Annotated in this window: 23 protein-coding genes; 21 read left to right on the forward strand and 2 right to left on the reverse strand. The window is 47.9% G+C overall.

What is annotated here, in order from left to right:
* The first annotated feature begins 167 nt into the window (after positions 1-167).
* The 8 genes from DXB18_RS06840 to ychF all read left to right on the forward strand — a co-directional run bounded on the left by DXB18_RS06840 (position 168) and on the right by ychF (position 7,560).
* Positions 168-1,109, forward strand: a complete 942-nt coding sequence (locus tag DXB18_RS06840; protein WP_118543591.1) for a magnesium transporter CorA family protein — start codon at positions 168-170, stop codon at positions 1,107-1,109.
* A gap of 99 nt (positions 1,110-1,208) precedes the next feature.
* Positions 1,209-2,057 (forward strand): hypothetical protein, encoded by an 849-nt coding sequence (locus tag DXB18_RS06845; protein ID WP_118706763.1) that lies wholly within the window; start codon positions 1,209-1,211, stop codon positions 2,055-2,057.
* A gap of 33 nt (positions 2,058-2,090) precedes the next feature.
* Complete coding sequence (gene pyk, locus DXB18_RS06850; RefSeq protein WP_118706765.1) at positions 2,091-3,530, forward strand: pyruvate kinase; 1,440 nt, start codon at positions 2,091-2,093, stop codon at positions 3,528-3,530.
* A gap of 157 nt (positions 3,531-3,687) precedes the next feature.
* Positions 3,688-4,959, forward strand: a complete 1,272-nt coding sequence (locus DXB18_RS06855; RefSeq protein ID WP_118543588.1) for a diaminopimelate decarboxylase — start codon at positions 3,688-3,690, stop codon at positions 4,957-4,959.
* 453 nt (positions 4,960-5,412) lie between these two features.
* Positions 5,413-5,610, forward strand: a complete 198-nt coding sequence (locus tag DXB18_RS16050) for a hypothetical protein (protein WP_147355228.1) — start codon at positions 5,413-5,415, stop codon at positions 5,608-5,610.
* Between the two features lie 68 nt (positions 5,611-5,678).
* Positions 5,679-5,903, forward strand: a complete 225-nt coding sequence (locus DXB18_RS06860) for a helix-turn-helix transcriptional regulator (RefSeq protein ID WP_118543587.1) — start codon at positions 5,679-5,681, stop codon at positions 5,901-5,903.
* A 152-nt stretch (positions 5,904-6,055) separates the two neighbouring features.
* A complete protein-coding gene (locus DXB18_RS06865) occupies positions 6,056-6,346 on the forward strand; it encodes a pyridoxal-phosphate dependent enzyme (RefSeq protein WP_118706767.1) in 291 nt (96 codons plus the stop codon).
* A 116-nt stretch (positions 6,347-6,462) separates the two neighbouring features.
* Complete coding sequence (ychF, locus tag DXB18_RS06870) at positions 6,463-7,560, forward strand: redox-regulated ATPase YchF (protein ID WP_118543585.1); 1,098 nt, start codon at positions 6,463-6,465, stop codon at positions 7,558-7,560.
* Positions 7,561-7,829: 269 nt separating this feature from the next.
* Here the strand turns inward: ychF and rpsT are convergent, their stop codons facing one another.
* Complete coding sequence (gene rpsT, locus DXB18_RS06875) at positions 7,830-8,093, reverse strand: 30S ribosomal protein S20 (protein ID WP_118543584.1); 264 nt, start codon at positions 8,091-8,093, stop codon at positions 7,830-7,832.
* A 257-nt stretch (positions 8,094-8,350) separates the two neighbouring features.
* Between rpsT and gpr the strand changes: the two genes are divergently transcribed.
* The 6 genes from gpr to thiI all read left to right on the forward strand — a co-directional run bounded on the left by gpr (position 8,351) and on the right by thiI (position 14,463).
* Positions 8,351-9,427, forward strand: coding sequence for a GPR endopeptidase (gene gpr, locus DXB18_RS06880; RefSeq protein ID WP_118706769.1), 1,077 nt, complete (start codon positions 8,351-8,353; stop codon positions 9,425-9,427).
* Between the two features lie 165 nt (positions 9,428-9,592).
* A complete protein-coding gene (locus tag DXB18_RS06885) occupies positions 9,593-10,354 on the forward strand; it encodes a TSUP family transporter (protein WP_118543582.1) in 762 nt (253 codons plus the stop codon).
* Positions 10,355-10,380: 26 nt separating this feature from the next.
* The gene (gene prmA, locus DXB18_RS06890) at positions 10,381-11,337 is read left to right on the forward strand and encodes a 50S ribosomal protein L11 methyltransferase (RefSeq protein WP_118706771.1); all 957 of its coding nucleotides are present in this window, start codon (positions 10,381-10,383) and stop codon (positions 11,335-11,337) included.
* 12 nt (positions 11,338-11,349) lie between these two features.
* On the forward strand, positions 11,350-12,087 hold the full coding sequence (locus tag DXB18_RS06895) for a 16S rRNA (uracil(1498)-N(3))-methyltransferase (protein ID WP_118706773.1): 738 nt from the start codon (positions 11,350-11,352) through the stop codon (positions 12,085-12,087).
* Positions 12,088-12,106: 19 nt separating this feature from the next.
* Complete coding sequence (locus tag DXB18_RS06900; protein ID WP_118706775.1) at positions 12,107-13,261, forward strand: cysteine desulfurase family protein; 1,155 nt, start codon at positions 12,107-12,109, stop codon at positions 13,259-13,261.
* Positions 13,262-13,281: 20 nt separating this feature from the next.
* Positions 13,282-14,463 carry a tRNA uracil 4-sulfurtransferase ThiI gene (gene thiI, locus DXB18_RS06905; protein ID WP_118543578.1) on the forward strand — a complete coding sequence of 394 codons (1,182 nt, stop codon included), beginning with the start codon at positions 13,282-13,284 and terminating at the stop codon, positions 14,461-14,463.
* Positions 14,464-14,617: 154 nt separating this feature from the next.
* On the opposite strand, the gene DXB18_RS06910 is transcribed toward thiI, so the two are convergent.
* The gene (locus tag DXB18_RS06910; RefSeq protein ID WP_118534028.1) at positions 14,618-14,851 is read right to left on the reverse strand and encodes an HPr family phosphocarrier protein; all 234 of its coding nucleotides are present in this window, start codon (positions 14,849-14,851) and stop codon (positions 14,618-14,620) included.
* Between the two features lie 200 nt (positions 14,852-15,051).
* On the opposite strand from DXB18_RS06910, the gene mtaB reads away from it, so the two are divergent.
* The 7 genes from mtaB to DXB18_RS06945 all read left to right on the forward strand — a co-directional run bounded on the left by mtaB (position 15,052) and on the right by DXB18_RS06945 (position 21,053).
* Complete coding sequence (gene mtaB / locus DXB18_RS06915) at positions 15,052-16,365, forward strand: tRNA (N(6)-L-threonylcarbamoyladenosine(37)-C(2))-methylthiotransferase MtaB (protein WP_118706777.1); 1,314 nt, start codon at positions 15,052-15,054, stop codon at positions 16,363-16,365.
* A 112-nt stretch (positions 16,366-16,477) separates the two neighbouring features.
* Positions 16,478-16,738, forward strand: coding sequence for an IreB family regulatory phosphoprotein (locus DXB18_RS06920; RefSeq protein WP_118543576.1), 261 nt, complete (start codon positions 16,478-16,480; stop codon positions 16,736-16,738).
* 235 nt (positions 16,739-16,973) lie between these two features.
* Complete coding sequence (gene ruvX, locus DXB18_RS06925) at positions 16,974-17,393, forward strand: Holliday junction resolvase RuvX (protein ID WP_118706779.1); 420 nt, start codon at positions 16,974-16,976, stop codon at positions 17,391-17,393.
* 53 nt (positions 17,394-17,446) lie between these two features.
* Positions 17,447-17,716, forward strand: a complete 270-nt coding sequence (locus DXB18_RS06930) for a DUF1292 domain-containing protein (RefSeq protein ID WP_118543574.1) — start codon at positions 17,447-17,449, stop codon at positions 17,714-17,716.
* A gap of 616 nt (positions 17,717-18,332) precedes the next feature.
* Positions 18,333-20,003 carry a ribonuclease J gene (locus DXB18_RS06935; protein ID WP_243103253.1) on the forward strand — a complete coding sequence of 557 codons (1,671 nt, stop codon included), beginning with the start codon at positions 18,333-18,335 and terminating at the stop codon, positions 20,001-20,003.
* On the forward strand, positions 19,996-20,409 hold the full coding sequence (locus DXB18_RS06940) for an aminodeoxychorismate lyase (protein ID WP_243103246.1): 414 nt from the start codon (positions 19,996-19,998) through the stop codon (positions 20,407-20,409). The genes DXB18_RS06935 and DXB18_RS06940 overlap by 8 nt, the downstream gene beginning before the upstream one ends.
* Positions 20,406-21,053 carry an O-methyltransferase gene (locus DXB18_RS06945; protein ID WP_118543572.1) on the forward strand — a complete coding sequence of 216 codons (648 nt, stop codon included), beginning with the start codon at positions 20,406-20,408 and terminating at the stop codon, positions 21,051-21,053. Before DXB18_RS06940 ends, DXB18_RS06945 begins: the two co-directional genes overlap by 4 nt.
* Positions 21,054-21,105 lie beyond the last annotated feature (52 nt).

Genomic DNA, 21,105 nt, shown 5'->3' on the forward strand with positions numbered 1-21,105 from the left:
CTTTGAGTTAAAATCTTCCATATTATAATTTCTGAACACGTAAAAATTTAGTAAAGAAATTTGGAAACTTCTGTCAGAATTGAAAAAGAACGATCAATAGATTTGACAAACAGGGACTCAGAAATTATAATAAGATAGCCGAAACAGGGAAAGGAACGAACGATCATATGATACGCATATTTAAAACGGAAGATGGAGCGATCCATCAGGTTGACGAAGCGGAATCCGGCTGCTGGATTGCACTGACAAATCCGACTGCAACTGAGATCCTTGAGATCGCAGAACGCTATGAGATCGATCCGGATCATGTCCGGGCCCCTCTGGATGAAGAAGAACGATCCCGTATCGAACTGGAAGAACATTATAGCCTGATCCTGGTTGATATCCCTGTTATCGAGGAACGTAATGAAAAAGACTGGTATGTGACCATTCCTATGGGCATCATCATGTCGGACAGCATCATCATTACCGTGTGTCTGGAAGAAACACCGGTATTAAACGCATTCATGGACGGAAGAGTCCGTGACTTCTATACTTATATGAAGACACGCTTTATCCTTCAGATCCTTTACAAGAATGCATCCCTTTACCTGCAGTATCTGCGCATCATCGACAAGAAGAGTGATATCGTAGAGAAGGAACTTTACAAATCCCCGCGAAACCAGGAACTCATCGAGATTCTGGAACTTCAGAAGAGCTTGGTGTACTTTACCACGTCCCTGCGGTCCAATGAGGTCGTGCTGGAGAAACTGTTAAAGAGTGAGAAAATCAAAAAGTATCCGGAGGATACCGAACTTCTGGACGACGTCATCATTGAGAACAAGCAGGCGATCGAGATGGCGAACATCTACAGCGGCATTTTAAGCGGCACCATGGACGCGTTTGCTTCGGTTATTTCCAATAATCTGAACATTGTCATGAAGTTTTTGGCAACCATTACGATTGTCATGTCGATTCCGACCATGGTATCCAGCTTTTACGGCATGAACGTTTTGAGCAGCAGCATGCCATTTGCAACAAATCCTTATGGTTTTGTGATTGTCATTGTTCTGTCAGTCATCCTGACCTGTGCAGTGGCATGGATTTTTGCAAAGCGGAATCTGTTCTGAACCTGCGCCTGTTGTTGTGACTGGTGAGTGTTAACACCGCGTCTGCATCTTGTTTTTGCAGCCAGAACGGAACCAATAAAAAGACAGAAAGGAAACTGCATGAAATTTTTTACGGATTTCGAACGAAAGTATCAGAAATATGCCATCCGGAATCTGATGTATTACATCACGATCCTTTATGCGGTCGGGCTGGTGGTATGGCTTCTGGATCCCATGATCTACTACAATTACTTAAGTTTAAATGTAGGCATGATCTTACGTGGACAGATCTGGCGGCTTGTCACATTTCTGATCTATCCGCCGGCTTTTGGCTCCTGGAGCTTTACTCAGATCTTTTATGGTCTGATCGCGTTGTTTCTATATTATAATCTGGGACAGACGCTGGAATATGTCTGGGGCTCTTTCCGCTTCAACGTATTCTTTATCATGGGAATTCTGGCACAGATCGTGGCTGCGTTTGTGGGCTACTTTGTGTTTGGTCAGAACTGGCTGTTATCTACCGGCTTTTTGAACGCATCTCTGTTTTTTGCTTTTTGCATCATCAATCCGGACGCACAGTTTTACATGTTCTTTGTGCTGCCGGTAAAAGCAAAATGGATCGCAATTGCTGAGGCAGCCGTTTATCTTTATGATTTTATCACGGGAAGCATTGCCGTGAAGGTGGAACTGGTGCTTTCCATGATCACCATTATCCTGTTTTTTGCCATGACCCGAAACTACAGGCGCTACGCACCGAAGGAGATCAAACGCCGGCAGGAATTTAAGCAGCAGGCGAAGATCGTGGTTCCGGGAAAGACCCGTCACCGCTGTGCGGTGTGCGGACGGACCGAACTGGACGATCCGGAACTGGAATTCCGCTATTGTTCCAAATGCGAGGGTAACTATGAGTACTGTCAGGATCATTTGTACACGCACAAGCATGTTACAAAGGATTCTGTACAAGAATAGATTTATAAAATAATTTTGGAGGACAACACATCTATGAAAAAGACAAAGATCATCTGCACCATGGGGCCGAACACCAATGACCGCGACCTGATGAAGGCACTTGCTGAGAACGGCATGGATATTGCACGTTTCAACTTCTCCCACGGCGACTATGAGGAGCAGAAATCCCGTCTGGATATGTTAAAGAGCATCCGCGAGGAACTCGATCTGCCGATCGCAGCCCTGCTGGATACCAAGGGACCAGAGATCCGTACTGGTCTGTTAAAAGATGAGAAGAAGGTAACTTTGGTTGAGGGACAGACCTATACCCTGACCACTCGCGAAATCGTTGGTGACGACCAGATCGGTTTCATCAACTACAGCGGACTTCCGGCAGATGTTGAGGCTGGCAACACCATCCTGATCGATGACGGCCTGATCGAGCTCAAGGTTCAGGAAGTAGTAAACGGCACCGATATCGTCTGCACCGTAGTAAATGGCGGCGAGCTTGGCATGCGTAAGGGCGTAAACGTACCGAACGTAAAGATCAAACTTCCGGCACTGACTGAGAAAGATAAAGCAGATATCCGTTTCGGTATCGAGCAGGGCTTTGATTTTATCGCAGCTTCTTTCGTTCGTACTGCAGATGCAGTTCGTGAGATCCGTGCGATGTTAGACGAAGCTGGTTCCCACATCCAGATCGTTGCAAAGATCGAGAATGCAGAGGGCATCGAGAACCTGGACGACATCATTGAGGCCAGCGACGGCATCATGGTAGCACGTGGTGACATGGGTGTAGAGATCCCGGCTGAGCAGGTTCCGCACATCCAGAAGACCATCATCCGTAAGTGTAATCTGGCATGCAAGCCGGTTATCACCGCAACCCAGATGCTGGATTCCATGATCCGCAATCCGCGTCCGACCCGTGCAGAAGTAACCGACGTTGCAAACGCAGTATACGATGGTACCGATGCAGTGATGCTGTCTGGTGAGACTGCAATGGGTAAATATCCGGTAGAGGCATTAAAGATGATGGCTCAGATCTGCGAGACTTCCGAGCAGTACCTGGACTACAATGCATACCGTATGAGAAGAGTATCCACCGCAAACCGCAAGAACATTTCCAACGCAGTTTGCTATTCCTCCGTATCCACCGCTCATGACCTGGAGGCAGATGTGATCATCGCTCCGTCCATCAGCGGATTTACCACCCGCCTGCTCTCCAAGTGGAGACCGAGCACAACCGTAATCGGTCTGTCTCCGAGCGCAACCGCAGTACGTCAGATGCAGATCTACTGGGGCGTAAAACCGTACCAGGCAAAGCGTGCAGATTCCACCGACCTTCTGATCGAGTCTTCCGTTGAGCTTCTGAAAGAGAAGAACGTGATCAAGAGCGGCGATGTTGCAGTTGTAACGGCTGGTGTGGTAAACAAGAATACCCGTCACGAGCCAGCGAGCAGCACCAACATCATGCGTGTGGTAGTGGTTGAATAATTTTTGTATTAATTTTTCATATTAATCGAAAGAACTAGACAAGGAAGTCTGATATGGGTTACAATCAGTTTGATTGCGGCCTGTTCAGGCTTCCTGTTTTTATTTCAAAGATAAATCAATCCTGCAAGAGCAGATTTTGTATAGAGAGGAGATACCGATGGAGAAAAAACCATTTGTAACAAAAGCACAGTTAGAGGAGATCACAAAGACCTATCCGACACCGTTTCATCTGTACGATGAAAAAGGAATCCGTGAGAACGCAAAGCGTTTAAAAGAGGCATTTTCCTGGAACAAGGGATATAAGGAGTATTTTGCAGTAAAGGCAACTCCGAATCCGTATATTCTGAAAATCCTGCAGGAGTATGGCTGCGGTACGGACTGTTCCTCTGCAACTGAGCTGATGATGTCTGATGCAACCGGCTTTTCCGGTCACAACATCATGTTCTCTTCCAATGATACTCCGCCGGAAGAGTTCAAGCTGGCCAATGACCTGGGTGCCATCATCAACCTGGATGATATTACCCATATTGAGTGCGTGGAAAAGGTTTTAGGCTATATTCCGAAGACCATCAGCTGCCGCTACAATCCGGGCGGACTGTTCAAGATCAGCAATGATATCATGGACAATCCGGGCGACGCAAAGTACGGCATGACCACCGAGCAGATGTTTGAGGCGTATAAGATCCTGAAAGAAAAAGGCGCTGAAAACTTCGGTATGCACGCATTCCTGGCAAGCAATACCGTAACCAACGAGTATTATCCGATGTTAGCAAAGGTACTCTTCGAGCTTGCTGTTAAGCTGAAAGAAGAGACCGGCGCCCACATCACTTTCATCAACCTTTCTGGTGGAATCGGCATTCCTTACCGTCCGGACCAGGAGCCGAACGACATTATGGCAATCGGCGAAGGTGTCCGCAAGGTTTACGAGGAAGTTCTGGTACCGGCCGGCATGGGCGATGTAGCGATCTACACCGAGCTTGGTCGTTTCATGCTTGGACCTTACGGCTGCCTGGTAACCAAAGCTATCCATGAGAAACACACCCACAAGGAGTACATCGGCGTCGATGCCTGCGCAGTCAACCTGATGCGTCCGGCTATGTACGGAGCTTACCATCACATCACCGTAGCAGGAAAAGAAGATGCTCCGTGTGACCACAAGTATGACGTAACTGGCTCTCTCTGTGAGAACAACGATAAGTTTGCCATCGACCGCATGCTTCCGAAGATCGATATGGGAGATCTGTTAGTCATCCACGACACCGGAGCACACGGCTTCGCGATGGGTTATAACTACAATGGAAAGCTCAAGTCCGCAGAGCTCTTATTAAAGGAAGACGGCTCCGTGCAGATGATCCGTCGTGCTGAGACACCGCGGGATTATTTCGCAACACTGGATATCTGCCCGATGATGGAGAAATATCTGAAATAAACAATATCGCACAGTAAGTCTCTGTAAATACGGAAACACAAGCCAGCCGCTACAGGAACGCATTTGGGTGAAAATCCTTTTGCTCGTGGGCTGCGCCGCCTATCAGCAGAACTGCGACCCAAACTCGCACGCGCTGCGTGCTCAAACAAGGGTCTCCGTTCTGCCGCTATGCTCGCCCACTCACGGATTTTCAAACAAATGCTTATCCTGTACCGGCTGGCTTGCGTTTCCTGTGTACTGGCTTTACTAAAATAAAAACCTGCAACCATTACTGATTTGGCAGATAATTAGCCTATCTCTATCATTTCAGTAGTGGTTGCAGGTTTTTGTATGTAGTGGAGCCAATAACATAGAAAGTCCCCGCCCCGCCATGCATAAGCGCATTCTTTTAGCCTGTTGCAGCCCGTTTTGTGAGCATAGCGATCGTTTCGGAGCTCTGTCTGAGCGAACGCAGTGAGCGAGTTAGCGGAGGAACGATCAATCGGCGGCGGAGCAAAACGGGTGAAAACAGGCGTGAATGCGCTTATGCATGGCGGGGCGGGGGCTTTCGGAACTATGGATGCTTACTGTGCGAAATTGTTTCATATGCTTTATAAAGTAGAGCAATGTCCATTTATGGATAATATACAGATTTCGGACAAACTGATTTAATAGAATAAAACTGTAGCTGAATGCGCAGAATGCAGTTACAGGAGATTTATAAATCAGGAGGGACGGACATGATCACGTATGATCCGCTTTGGGAGACCATGAAGACCCGCGGTGTTTCTCAGTACCGGCTGATCAAGAATTATGGTGTCAGTTCCGGACAAATTAACCGATTGAAGAAAAATGCGTATGTGTCGACGCATACGATTGAAGTTTTGTGTCGGATCTTAAATTGCAGAGTGGAAGAGATTATGCAGTTTGAAACCGATTTTGACGAAGAAGAAAAATCAGAATAAAGAGCTGTGAAGAAGAGGAGTATCCTGTTTTTCATGGCTCTTTGCTATGTGCAGAAAAGAGTTTCCCAATTGCGGATATTGCGCTATGATAGACGGAGAGGACTGATATTGTAACCAGTAAAAAATCTAATGCAAAAAGGGAGGAACCGGGCATGAAACAGTTATGTGATTTTCCGAAGATAAATCTTGGAGTATTTCCAACGCCGATACAGCGTTTGTCGAATATCAGTGAATATCTGCATACGAACATCTGGATTAAGCGAGATGACCTCACAGGGGTGGCATTTGGCGGAAATAAGGTTCGAAAACTGGAATTTTTGCTTGCGGATGCGAAAAAACAAGGAGCAGAAATTGTGTTTACCACAGGAGGAGCACAGTCAAACCATGCAATGTTAACGGCGGCCTGTGCACGAAAAGTCGGACTGGAACCGATTACTCTTTAAATTTTTTCTTACCTATGATATAGTATACAAGGACAAAACTCGCTTTTCCTGCTAAAGAGTAAGAAGCTGAGAGATAAAATACGTTCCTGCGTATTTCTAAGGAGGAAATAGAAACTATGAAATTAGGTATCGTGGGTCTGCCGAACGTCGGCAAGAGTACCCTGTTCAACTCTCTGACCAAGGCTGGTGCAGAGTCTGCTAACTATCCGTTCTGTACCATCGACCCGAACGTGGGTGTGGTTGCGGTTCCGGACAACCGTTTAAAATTACTGGGCGATCTGTATCATTCCAAAAAAGTAACGCCGGCTGTGATCGAGTTCGTTGATATCGCAGGTCTGGTAAAAGGTGCTTCCAAGGGCGAAGGTCTTGGAAACCAGTTCCTTGCAAACATCCGTGAGGTCGATGCGATCGTTCATGTGGTACGTTGTTTCGAGGATCCGAATGTCATCCATGTAGAGGGCAGTGTCGATCCGATCCGTGACATTGAGACCATCAACCTGGAGCTGATCTTCTCCGATATCGAGATTCTGGAGCGCCGTATCGCAAAGACTTCCAAGTCTGCGTTCAATGACAAGTCTCTGGCAAAAGAAGTAGAGATCTTAAAAGAGCTGAAGGCGATTCTGGAAGACGGCAAGATGGCATCCAGCTACGAAAATGATGACGAAGACGTTATGGCTTTCGTCAATTCCCTGAATCTGTTAACCTGCAAGCCGGTTATCTTTGCTGCAAACGTTGGGGAAGAGGATCTGGCAGATGACGGCGCTTCCAATCCACACGTTGCTGCAGTACGTGAGTATGCTGCAGAGAACAATTGTGAGGTATTTGTAATCTGTGCCCAGATTGAGCAGGAAATCGCTGAACTGGATGATGACGAGAAGCAGGAGTACTTAGATGCCCTTGGTCTTTCGGAGTCTGGTCTGGACAAGCTGATCGCTGCAAGCTATCGTCTGCTTGGCCTGATCAGTTATCTGACTTCCGGTGAGGATGAGACCCGTGCATGGACCATCAAGGTTGGCACCAAGGCTCCGCAGGCAGCCGGAAAGATCCATTCTGATTTTGAACGTGGTTTCATCCGTGCTGAGGTTGTCAATTACCAGGATCTGTTAGACTGCGGTACTTACGCAAAGGCCAAAGAGAAAGGTCTGGTTGGTCTGGAAGGAAAAGATTACGTTGTCAAAGATGGCGATGTCATCCTGTTCCGCTTCAATGTTTAATATCTTCTGAAATTGTCTGTGCAATGCATGAGCTGCAGCGCAGACATATATGGGAACGATAATACAAAAAAGAGAAATCGCCGCAGGGTGTCTGCGCTGATTTCTCTTTTTCTCTATTGCATAGCAGCGATGGGCGTCAGTGATGCGTCCGCTGTCTGCTCCATTTTTACGGGACATGTTTGATCACCGCAGAAGATAACAAAAAAGCTCCGGTTCCTCACACCCAGGAACCGAAGCTTTTTGTTATTTATAATATTCCAGTCTTATGATTAAGCCATTGCGTTTACAGCTTTAGAGAGGCGGGAAACCTTTCTGGAAGCAGTATTCTTGTGGTATACACCCTTGGTGCAAGCCTTATCGATCTCGGAAGTTGCAGCAAGTAATGCGGTCTGAGCAGCAGCCTTATCACCAGCGGTTACAGCAGCCTCTACCTTCTTGCAAGCAGTTTTCACTTTAGAACGGATTGCTTTGTTTCTAGCAGCCTTGGTCTCGTTTACTAAGATTCTCTTTTTAGCAGATTTAATGTTAGCCAATCTGGGCACCTCCAATTAATCAAAAATTTTATTCATAGTCTTTGGTTTGCATCAAAGTCTGGACACGGACAGTTCAATGTAAACATACTATTGCATTCTACCTAATCCAACCGAAAATGTCAATACATAAATTGCTTATTTTTGCGAAAAATAAACGAAACGACTGCTGTACATGCAATGCGTGAATCGTAACACATACGAAGAAGATTGGTCTTTAAAACAGCAGGAAAGCTGAGAGAAAGAAAAGAGGGATTTGTATGAAATATGAAGATAAAAAACAAAATAAGCAGACCTTTCAGATCCGGACGGACCTGGCAGTGGAAGAACAGGAGCGATTTCCGGGAGATGGAGGAGAAGTACAGGGCGTGTCATTGAGAAAATGGCGGGAAAGTGACTCGGATATTCGGATGACAGAAGTGAAGATTTTAAATGAGCAGGGAGCCAGAATCATGGGAAAGACAATGGGAACGTACCTGACCCTGGAGGCAGATCTGCTTGCAAAAAAGGATGAAAGCTATCATGAGGAGGTCTCGAAGGAACTTGCGGGGGATTTGCAAAAACTGCTTCGGTCGCTGACAGGGAAAATGGAAACAGAATTAAAAATTCTGGCAGTGGGACTTGGAAACAGCCAGGTGACACCGGATGCACTCGGTCCTAAGGTGATCCATAACCTTCAGATGACGAGACATCTGACCGGATACGGCAAAGTGGGTAATCAGGAAGATCAAAATGGGAAACATCATGAAAGAAAAAAACAGGATGAGAAAGAACATGATGAAAAAGAGTACCGTTTCCCATCGCTGAGCGGGATCGTCCCAGGTGTCATGGCGCAGACCGGAATGGAGACCGCAGAGATTTTAAAAGGAATTATTCAGGAGACAAAGCCGGATCTGCTCCTTGCGATCGATGCGCTGGCTGCCCGCAGCATCCGGCGCCTTGGGACAACGATCCAGCTGACCGATACCGGGATTCATCCGGGGTCCGGTGTGGGAAATCACCGCCGTGGTCTGACAAAAGAAAGCCTGGGGATCCCGGTTCTTGCGATCGGGGTGCCGACGGTTGTGAGCGCGGCAGCGATTGTGTATGATACGGTGGATGTTATGGCAGAAGCGCTGAAAAAAAGCAGAAGAACAGAACACATTGGTGGTTTTGTGGAGGAACTGGAACCGGAAGAGCAATATCTTTTGATCCGGGAACTTCTGACACCGGAGTTTGGAAATCTCTATGTGACACCTCCGGATATCGATGAACGGATTCAGTATTTGAGCTATACCATATCTGAGGGAATTCATAAAGCGCTTTTTGGCGTTACAGACATTGCGCGTGAAGCGTAGTATTTTCCGTGAAAAATAGGCGAAAAATATAGAAATAAGAAACAGGGGAAGTCTTGTCATGCCGCGGATTCTATGTTATATTGATATCCGTGGCATTTTGCCAATTTACGAGAGAAACGGTTGCTGGTCAGGCATATATGGACAGCAACGAGAAAAGAGATGGTTATGTTACAGTATCTGATTGTATGCCCGCTGGTGTTCCTGGCGGGATTTGTTGACTCCATTGCAGGCGGAGGCGGTCTGATTTCCCTTCCGGCCTATATCATTGCCGGAGTTCCGGCTCATTTTGCCCTGGGCACCAATAAAATATCGTCAACGCTGGGAACCAGTGTTTCCACCTGGCGGTATTTGAAAAATGGCTATCTGAAGGGAAAAGAACTGGTTACGACAGCTCTGTGTGCCTGTCTGACAGCGTTAGTGGGTTCCTACATTGGTTCCAGCCTTTCCCTCATGGTGAGCGATACCGTGCTGAAGCATATGATGATGGTAGTGCTCCCGATCGTTTCATTTTATGTGCTGCGGAATAAAAATATGGGAACCGAAACCGAACAAAAAAAATTGTCCGGAAAAGCAGTGCTTCTGATCAGTGTGGCAGCATCGTTTGTCATTGGCATGTATGATGGCTTTTATGGACCGGGAACCGGCACGTTTTATCTTCTGGTTTTAACCGGGATTGCCCATCTGAGCATACACGAAGCATCTGCCATGACCAAGGTGCTCAATCTGACTTCCAATGTCATGGCGCTGACGAATTTTCTGATCAATGGAACCGCTTATTACGGGCTTGGACTGGCTGCGGCTGCGTTCTGTATTGCAGGAAACTATCTTGGTTCCGGACTTGTTGTGAATAACGGTCAGAAAATCGTGCGTCCGGTTATTCTGGTCGTGCTGCTTATTTTGTTTGTAAAAATTTTACTGGGAATTTAAATAAAGAAGAAAAAGGAGAGGACCTCATGAAGTGGACCAAATTTACGTTAAAAACGACAACCGAAGCCGTTGACCTCATCAGCAGTATGCTGGATGAGATCGGCATTGAGGGCATTGAGATCGAGGACAATGTTCCGTTATCCGATGCCGATACCAAGGGCATGTTCATCGATATTCTTCCAGAACTTCCGCCGGACGATGGTACCGCAAAGGTAAGCTTTTATGTGGAAGATTTAAGCAATCTGGAAAATATCATTCACCAGGTGAATGCCGGACTGGATGAGATCGCAGAGTTTGTCAATGTTGGTGAGCGTACTTTAAGCGTTTCTGAGACTGAGGATAAGGACTGGATCAACAACTGGAAACAGTATTTCAAGCCGTTTACCGTAGACGATATCCTCATCAAGCCGACCTGGGAGACCATTCCGGAGGAGCATAAGGATAAGCTGCTCATTCAGATCGACCCGGGAACCGCATTTGGTACCGGTATGCATGAGACGACACAGCTGTGCATCCGCCAGCTGCGCAAGTATGTAACCCCGGAAACCGATGTGATCGATGTGGGAACCGGAAGCGGTATCCTTGGCATCGCGGCATTGAAGCTCGGTGCAAGAAGTGTATTTGGTACCGACCTGGACGAGAATGCGATCGTGGCAGTGGGCGAGAATCTGGAGTCCAACGACATTCCGGCAGATCGCTTCCATGTGGTTCAGGGAAATATCATCGATGATAAGGCTATCCAGGACCAGGCTGGCTATGAGCGCTACGACATCGCCGTTGCAAATATCCTGGCTCCGGTCATCATCATGCTGCAGGGGGAAATCTGCAAGCACATCAAACACGGCGGCATGTTCATCACCTCCGGTATCATCAACACCAAGGAACAGGATGTCAAAGACGCGATGAATGCAAATCCGGAGCTTGAGATCGTGGAAACTACCTACCAGGGCGACTGGGTATCCATCACCGCCCGCAGAAAATAAGGAGCAGGAATCGTGTATCATTTTTTTGTAACACCGGCGCAGATCATGGATGGCTATGCCGTGATCACCGGTCAGGATGTCAATCATATCCGCAATGTCCTCCGTATGAAAACCGGAGAGCAGGTCGGAATCCGGGACGGGATTTCCCGCAGCTATATCTGTGAGCTGGAAACGATTGGCGAAGCGGAGATACGTGCAAAAATCCTCACGGAAGATACGAATATGAGCGAGCTTCCGGCAGAGCTTTATCTGTTCCAGGGACTGCCAAAGAGCGACAAGATGGAGCTCATTATCCAGAAGGCAGTGGAACTGGGCGTGCATGAGGTCATTCCGGTGGCAACCCGCCGTGCAGTCGTGAAGCTGGACCGGAAAAAAGAAGAGTCCAAATTAAAGCGCTGGAATGCGATCGCAGAGAGCGCAGCCAAGCAGTCAGGCCGCATGATGATCCCGCAGGTTCACGGCGTGCTGACCATGAAAGAGGCCTTTGCCTATGCCAAAGGGTTCGATGTCAATCTGATCCCGTATGAGCTGGCAGAGGGCATGAAGGAAACCAAAGCCATTCTGGAACAGGTAAAGCCTGGCATGCGTGTGGGCATTTTTATTGGTCCGGAAGGCGGATTTGATGTAGAAGAAGTAGAAACGGCCATGGAAGAGGGAATTCATCCCATCACATTGGGACGGAGGATCCTGCGCACGGAGACTGCAGGCATGACGATGCTTTCTATTTTAATGTTCCAGCTGGAACAGTAACAAATACAGGAGAAATGCAATGGAAGCATATTTTGATAATTCAGCTACCACAAAGGTTCTCGACAGTGTGAAGGACATTGTGGTAAAAACAATGACGGAGGATTACGCAAACCCGGCGGCAAAGCACCGCAAGGGCATGGAGGCAGAGCAGTATATCCGCGATGCCAGAAAGATCATTGCCGATACCATGAAGGTACAGGAAAAGGAAATCCTGTTTACCTCCGGCGGTTCGGAGTCCAACAATATGGCGCTGATCGGTACTGCCTGGGCCAACCAGAGAGCCGGGAAACACATCATCAGCACCTCGATCGAGCACCCGTCCGTGTACAATCCGCTCGGGGTTTTAGAGGAGCTTGGCTTTGAGGTGACCATTCTTCCGGTGGATCATGACGGGCACATCAGCCTGAAAGAATTGGAGGAGGCCATCCGCCCGGATACCATCCTGGTTTCCACCATGTATGTGAACAATGAGGTGGGCGCTGTGGAGCCGGTTGAGGAAATCTCAAAGATCATCAAGGCAAAAAATCCGTCTACGCTCTACCATGTCGATGCGATTCAGGCTTACGGAAAATATGTGATCCGTCCGAAAAAACAGGGCATTGACCTGTTGTCGGTCAGCAGCCATAAGATTCACGGACCGAAGGGTGTCGGATTTTTGTATATCCGAAACGGCGTAAAGATCAAACCGCTGATCTATGGCGGCGGTCAGCAGGCCGGTATGCGTTCCGGCACGGAAAATGTTCCGGGCGTGGCAGGCTTTGGCGCTGCAGCAAAGGAAATGTACACCGATCATGCGGCAAAGGTTGCGAAGCTGATCGAACTGAAAGATTACATGACAGACCGGCTGGGTGAGATCGAGGGAACGGTCATCAACAGCAAAAAGGGTGAGGCGAGTGCACCACAGATCGTCAGCGTCAGCTTTGCAGGCGTGCGCAGCGAGGTGCTTCTGCATGCGCTGGAGGATAAGGGCATTTACGTTTCTTCCGGTTCTGCCTGCTCTTCTAATCATCCGGGCATTAGCGGAACCTTAAAGGGCATTGGCGTTGCCCAGAAGCTTCTGGATTCCACGATCCGCATGAGTTTTGGCATGTTTAACACGAAAGAAGAAATTGATTATACAATTGATACATTAAAGGAGCTGGTTCCGGTGCTTCGCCGTTACCAGAGAGGATAAGAAAGGATAAAAGGAGAACTATGGTATACCAGTCATTTTTGATTAAGTACGCAGAGATCGGTACCAAGGGAAAAAACCGTTATCTCTTTGAAGATGCACTGATCAAGCAGATCAAGAACGCACTCAAAAAGGTAGAAGGTTCTTTCATCGCATCGAAGGAATCCGGCCGTATTTATGTGCAGGCACTCAGCGAGTACGATTACGATGAGGTGATCGATGCATTAAAGAAGGTATTCGGCATTGCCTGGATCTGCCCGATGCTTCAGATCGAGGAAAAGGATTATGAGAATTTAAAGAAAGTTGTTGTCGACTACATCGACCAGGTTTACCCGGACAAGCATTTCACTTTCAAGGTGGATTCCAGACGTGCCGATAAGAATTATCCGGTGCGCTCTGAGCAGATGAACTGTGATCTTGGTGAGGTGATCTTAAATGCGTTTCCGGAGACCTCTGTTGATGTGCATCACCCGGATGTGCTGCTTCATGTGGAGATCCGCAAGCTGGTCAACATTTACTCCCTGATGATTCCGGGACCGGGCGGTATGCCGGTTGGAACCAATGGAAAGGCAACCCTGCTCTTATCCGGCGGTATCGACAGCCCGGTAGCAGGCTACATGATCGCAAAGCGCGGCGTAAAGATCGATGCGGTTTACTTCCATGCTCCGCCATATACCAGTGACCGTGCAAAGCAGAAAGTGGTTGACCTGGCAAAGCTGGTAGCACGCTATTCCGGACCAATCCCGCTTCATGTTGTAAACTTTACCGATATCCAGCTCTACATCTACGAGCAGTGCCCGCATGAGGAACTGACCATCATCATGCGCCGCTACATGATGAAGATCGCAGAAGAGATCGCGAAAAAGAGCGATTCTCTGGCACTGATCACCGGCGAAAGCATTGGACAGGTGGCATCCCAGACCGTGCAGTCTTTGGCTGCAACCAATGAAGTCTGCACGATGCCGGTATTCCGCCCGCTGATCGGTTTTGACAAGCAGGAGATCATTGACATTTCCGAGAAGATCGGAACGTTTGAGACCTCCATTCAGCCGTTCGAGGACTGCTGCACCATTTTTGTGGCAAAGCATCCGGTAACCAAACCGAACTTAAACATCATCCATAAGTCTGAGACAAAGCTGGAAGAGAAGATCGACCAGATGGTGCAGACGGCACTGGAGACAGAGGAAGTTATCTGGTGCGACTAATCAGTACCAGACAGCACAAAAGTCTGTTTGTGCCGGCTTTTGTGCACACTGGAAAATCAGCGGACGTGCAATCAGCGCATTCCCGATATGCAATGTAAAAAAATAAGGATACTCCAAACGGAGTATCCTTATTAAAAATCTCGTAAGCGATGATTTATTTGATGATGTATGGGGACAGGGTCTCCAGGATCTCGTCGATACCAGCCTCAGCGTGGATGTTTAAGTCGATCGGCTTGGAAAGATCCAGGCTGAAGATACCCATGATGGATTTTGCATCGATGACGTATCTGCCGGATACCAGATCGAAGTCAACATCGAACTTGGTTAAGTCGTTTACGAAGGACTTTACTTTATCAATAGAATTTAAAGAAATACGAACTGTTTTCATGTGAGAAACCTCCTTAAATGGTTACCTTTTTAATCTTGGCGTATGGATAAATTTCGCTCGCCTTATGATAAATTTTACAAAGATATTTAGGGAAAGTCAATAGGGAGTTTCTATGAAAACAGGTTAAATGTTTGTTAGAAATGTATGTTCAGAAACAACCGTAACTTCTTGAAAAACAACAGAGAATGAGGAGAAAAAATATGAGAACGGCAGCACTGCACAATCTGGGCTGCAAGGTGAATTCCTATGAAACCGAAGCAATGCAGCAGCTTCTGGAAGAAGCCGGATACGAGATTGTGCCATTTCATGAAAAAGCCGATGTTTATATCATCAATACCTGCTCGGTGACCAATATCGCGGACCGTAAGTCCAGACAGATGCTGCACCGGGCCAAAAAGCAGAATCCGGATGCCGTTGTGGTTGCGGCAGGCTGTTATGTACAGGCAGCGTCAGAGGAATTAAAGGCAGATTTGGCGGTCGATGTGATCATCGGAAACAATAAAAAGCAGGATCTGGTCCCAATCCTGGAGGAGTATTTTCAGGATCGCACAGACTGTGACCATGTCATAGAGATCGGTCAGACACAGGAGTATGAACGGCTTTCCATCCACAAGATCGCGGATCATACCCGCGCGTTTTTAAAGGTGCAGGATGGCTGCAACCAGTTTTGCAGCTACTGCATCATTCCGTATACCCGTGGCCGGGTACGAAGCCGCAGACCGGAGGAGGTTGTGGCAGAGGTAAAAGAACTGGCGGCAGCAGGTTATCAGGAGGTGGTTCTGACTGGAATCCATTTAAGCTCTTATGGCGTGGATTTTGATGAGGAGCATAAGGAAACACTGCTGAGTCTGATCCGCCAGGTACATGAGGTGGAGGGGATCAAACGCATCCGTCTCGGTTCTTTAGAACCGCGGATCATCACAGAGGAGTTCGCAAAGGCGTTGGCCGACATGCCGAAATTCTGCCCGCATTTCCACCTGTCCTTACAGAGCGGCTGCGACGAGACCTTAAAACGGATGAACCGCCATTATACCACAGAGGAATATGCAGAGGGCTGCGCAATCCTGCGCCGTTTCTTCGAAAATCCGGCTATTACGACCGACGTGATCGTGGGCTTCCCAGGAGAAACTGAGGAAGAATTTGCGGTAACAAAAGCCTTTTTAGAGCAGATCGGCTTCTATGAGATGCACATTTTCAAATATTCCAGACGTGCAGGAACCCGCGCGGACCGCATGCCGGACCAGATTCCGGAGCAGGTGAAAACTGCCAGAAGCGAGGTTTTATTAAAACTGGAAAAACAGATGTCGAAAGCGTACCGTGAGAGTTTCCTTGGAAAGAAAAAGGCGGTACTTCTCGAAGAAAAAACGGAGATCAACGGTACGGAATATATGATCGGCCATACGATGGAATATGTAAAAGCTGTGGTACCTTATGCAGAAAATCTGAAGAATAAAATGGTGGAAGGTGTCCTTGTCAGGGCGATAAATGAGGAAGTTCTGATGCTGAAACCGTAACCTTGAATAGCCGCGCGGATAGCAGCACGCGAATAACCGCGAAGTGCTTGCGCTTGACGAATCCTGGAAAGTAGTATAGAATAGAGAAGAATAGTTAAAGGACGTGAAGAACATGGGCGAAATTCATAACACACAGTTTTTTAAAGCAGTACAGGAGAACAAAATGGATGTCAGCCAGGTTTTGGAGCAGGTGTACGTGGCGCTGACGGAAAAAGGTTATAATCCGGTAAACCAGATCGTAGGTTATATTATGTCCGGAGATCCAACCTATATCACCAGCCATAAAGGTGCCAGAAGTCTGATTATGAAAGTTGAGCGTGATGAGATTCTGGAAGAACTGATGTCTGTTTACATCGACGCGAAATTAAAATAAAGAAGACGTGTGCCTGATATCATGAGCGAAAGTGAGTCAGAAAGCTGCCAGCAGGTTTCTGGCGAGCCAAAACATTATGGAGTGATGACATCACGAAATGATGAACGAAAGATAATTGCCAGCCATATCCGTCCGGAGAGGCTGGCAGTTTTGTGTTGCCATGTATCTGAAAATGCTGTAAACGGCAGTTTGAGCAGACGTGTTATACAGAGAATGTGAATAAGGAAAGATTTTTATGAGACTTTTAGGACTGGACTATGGATCCAAAACGGTAGGGGTAGCAGTCTGCGATCCGTTAGGCATAACGGCCCAGGGGGTGGAGACCATCACCCGGAAGGAAGAAAACAAACTGCGTAAGACCCTCGCACGGATTGAAACTCTTGTGGAGGAATACCAGGTTGAAACCATTGTTTTGGGATATCCTAAGAATATGGATGACTCCATTGGGGAACGTGCAAAGAAAACAGAAGAATTTCGCGATATGCTTGTGCGCAGAACCGGGCTGCCGGTCGTTCTGTGGGACGAGCGTCTGACAACTATTGAAGCAAATGAGATTCTGATCGAAAGCGGAGTGCGCAGAGAAGACCGGAAAAAGGTGATCGACAAGATTGCGGCCACTTTAATTCTGCAGTCTTATCTTGGCTCCCTTAAGTAAAAGGCTACAGTCTGCGCAGTGTGCAGACTATAACAAAAACAGGAGAGAACGTGATGGAAGAGAAAATTACCCTGCGGACCGATACTGGGGAAAATGTAGATTTTTATGTTCTGGAAGAAACCCGGATCAATGGCATGAATTACCTTCTGGTAACCGATTCTGAGGAAGAGGAAGACGGTGAGTGCTATATTTTAAAAGATGTTTCCAAGGCAGAGGACAGCGATGCCGTATACGAATTTGTAGAGAACGATGATGAGATGGACTATCTCTTTAAGATTTTTACCGAGTTAATGGAAGATATGGAAGTAGAACTTCAGAAGTAGGGCTTCAGAAACAGATCTTCAACAAATGGGTCTTCAAAGGAAGCTTTTATGGAAAATAAATTGGAGGAAAATAGAAAGCATGGAGAATCAGAACAATCAGAATGACAAACCGGCAGACAGCTATTCCCAGGCGCCACAGCAGGAAGAAAAGTCTGTCCTGGCGGAACTGGCTGAGTTTGTTTCCAGAAAAAAAGAAGCAGCGGCACAGAACGTAAAAAGCGCGCCGGTGCAGGAAACAAAACAGGATGCAGGGCAGGCAGCGGAGACAAAGAAGTCAGACGATCCGGCGCAGAATGCAAACGGAAAAGAAGAGGGAAAATCCGAAGCGGTACAGGATGAAAATGGTTCCGAGCGACAGGAACGTCCGGTAAGAAATAACCGTGGCAGAGGACCGAGAAGACCAAGAAACACGGAAGCTAAGGCTCCGAAAAAGGAAGAAGGGGCAGAAGGTTTCGAAGAAGGCAGACAGCAGGAAGAAAGAAAACCGCGTACTGCAAGAGGAACGCGCGGCGCGGCTGCACGGGCAGAAAGACCGGCGAGAACAGAAAGAAATGCAAGAGCAGAGCGTCCGGCAAAAAGTGAAAAGCCGGTAAGAGCGCCAAAAGCAAAGAATGTTCTGGCAGATACCACCTCCAAGCCAAAGGTACGCATCATCCCGCTTGGCGGTCTGGAGCAGATCGGTATGAACATTACTGCATTCGAGTACGAAGACACCATCGTGGTTGTCGACTGCGGTCTTGCTTTCCCGACCGATGACATGCTGGGAATCGACCTGGTTATCCCGGATGTGACGTATCTGGAGCGCAACATTGATAAAGTCAAAGGTTTCGTGATCACCCACGGACATGAGGACCATATCGGTGCACTTCCGTATATCTTACAGAAGATCAATGTTCCGGTATACGGTACCAAGCTGACCATTGCACTGATCGAGAACAAGTTAAAAGAACACAACCTGATGAAGAGTACCAAGCGCAAAGTGGTAAAACATGGCCAGTCTGTAAACTTAGGCTGCTTCCGCGTGGAGTTCATTAAGACGAACCACAGTATCGCAGATTCCGCAGCACTTGCACTGTTTACCCCGGCAGGCATCATCGTGCACACCGGAGACTTCAAGGTCGATTACACTCCGGTGTTTGGTGATGCATTTGACCTGGCACGTTTTGCAGAGTTGGGAAGAAAAGGCGTGCTGGCACTCTTAAGCGACAGCACGAACGCGATCCGCAAGGGCTTTACGGCTTCCGAGCGTACCGTAGGCAAGACCTTTGATGCAATCTTCGCAGAGCATAAGAACAACCGTATCATCGTGGCAACTTTTGCATCCAACGTAGACCGTGTGCAGCAGATCATCTTTACTGCAGAAAAATACGGACGTAAGGTCGTCGTAGAGGGCCGGAGCATGGTCAATGTCATTGGCACGGCGAATGAGCTGGGCTATATCAACATTTCCGATGGCACCCTCATCGAGATCGACCAGTTAAAGAATTATCCGGACGAGCAGACGGTTCTGATCACCACCGGAAGCCAGGGTGAGTCCATGGCGGCTCTGTCCCGTATGGCATCTGGTCTGCACCGCAAGGTATCCATTAAGCCAAACGATGTCGTGATCATGAGCTCTACCCCGATCCCAGGCAACGAAAAACAGGTAGCGAAAGTCATCAACGAGCTGGCTATGCGCGGTGTTGAGGTTATCACCGAAGATACCCACGTATCCGGTCATGCATGCCAGGAGGAAATCAAGCTCATTTACTCCCTGCTGCATCCGAAGTATGCACTTCCGGTACATGGCGAGTACCGTCATTTGATGGCGAACCAGTCCATCGCAACAGCCGTGGGTGTGCCGAAAGAAAATGTCCTGATCATGTCTTCTGGCGATGTTGTGGAGATCTGCGAGGATTCCTGCAAGGTGGTAGACCATGTTCAGCACGGCGGTATCCTGGTAGATGGTCTTGGCGTCGGCGATGTAGGAAACATTGTCCTGCGTGACCGTCAGAACCTGGCACAGAACGGTATCATCATCGTAGTTCTGACCCTGGAGCGTTACAGCAACCAGCTTCTGGCCGGACCGGATATCGTATCCCGCGGATTTGTTTATGTGAGAGAGTCTGAGGATCTCATGGATGAGGCAAAACGTGTGGTAGATGACGCGGTAGCCGACTGCCTGAGCCGTCATGTGACAGACTGGGGCAAGTTAAAGAACATGATCCGTGACAGCTTAAGTGACTTTATGTGGAAACGTATGAAGCGGAATCCGATGATTCTGCCGATCATTATGGAGGTTGAGTAGGCTAGATATGAGCCATATCACCAAGGATATCAACAAAGTGACCGGAGCGGTCATTGGAATATCGGGAAAGCTGATCCTGTATGCCCTTGTGATCCTTCTGCTTGCAGAGGGCATCACAAGAGGTTATGCATTTGGCCATTCCCTGTTTTATGAAAGTTCCGTGGAGCAGGCGCCGGGGCGGGATATTACCGTTACGGTCCCGCAGGGGCAGAAAGATGCTGACACCATCCATGAACTGAAAATAGACGGACTCATTGACAACGAGCTTGCCATGCGGGTCCAGATGAAGTTTTACGATTACGAGATTCATCCGGGAACCTATACGCTGAACACTTCCATGTCATCCAAAAAGATGCTTCAGATCCTGAATGAAAAGGTGGAAGAAGGGGAGGATACGGCGTCATGATGGACCAGGATAGGATCACACAGTATATTCATTCCCTGGACCAGGGACACGGCGCCTTCTGTGACCAGATCGCAAAGACAGCGAGAGCGGGGCGCGTGCCGATCATCCGGAAGGAAACGGCGGTTTTTCTGCAGACTATGGTAGCCTCCAAACAGCCAAAGCATATTTTGGAGGTTGGAACTGCAGTCGGTTATTCCGCTCTTTTGATGGCACAGGTCATGCCGGAAAATACGGATATCATCACGATTGAAAAATACGAACCGCGCATTCCCGTGGCACGGGAGAATTTTGAAAAAGCAGGAATGTCTGACCGGATCACCCTTTTAGAGGGCGATGCAGGAGCCATTTTAAAAGTACTGGACGGACCATTCGACTTTATCTTCATGGATGCGGCCAAGGGACAATATATCCACTGGCTGCCGGACATTGTCCGTCTGTTATCCGCAGGTGGCGTACTTTTTTCCGACAATGTGCTGCAGGACGGCGATATCATAGAATCCCGGTTCGCGGTCGAGCGCCGCAACCGCACGATTCATGCGCGCATGCGGGAATATCTGTATACACTGACGCACATGCCGGAGTTTCAGACCAGCGTGATCCCGATTGGGGATGGCGTTGCGTTAAGCGTAAAAATCAGTGGATAAACGTTGTCTGCAAGACAAAAATTGTGGATAACATGGCAACAGAAATCTTGCA

The organism is Clostridium sp. OM02-18AC, assembly GCF_003481825.1.
Classification (GTDB): Bacteria; Bacillota; Clostridia; order Lachnospirales; family Lachnospiraceae; genus Brotaphodocola.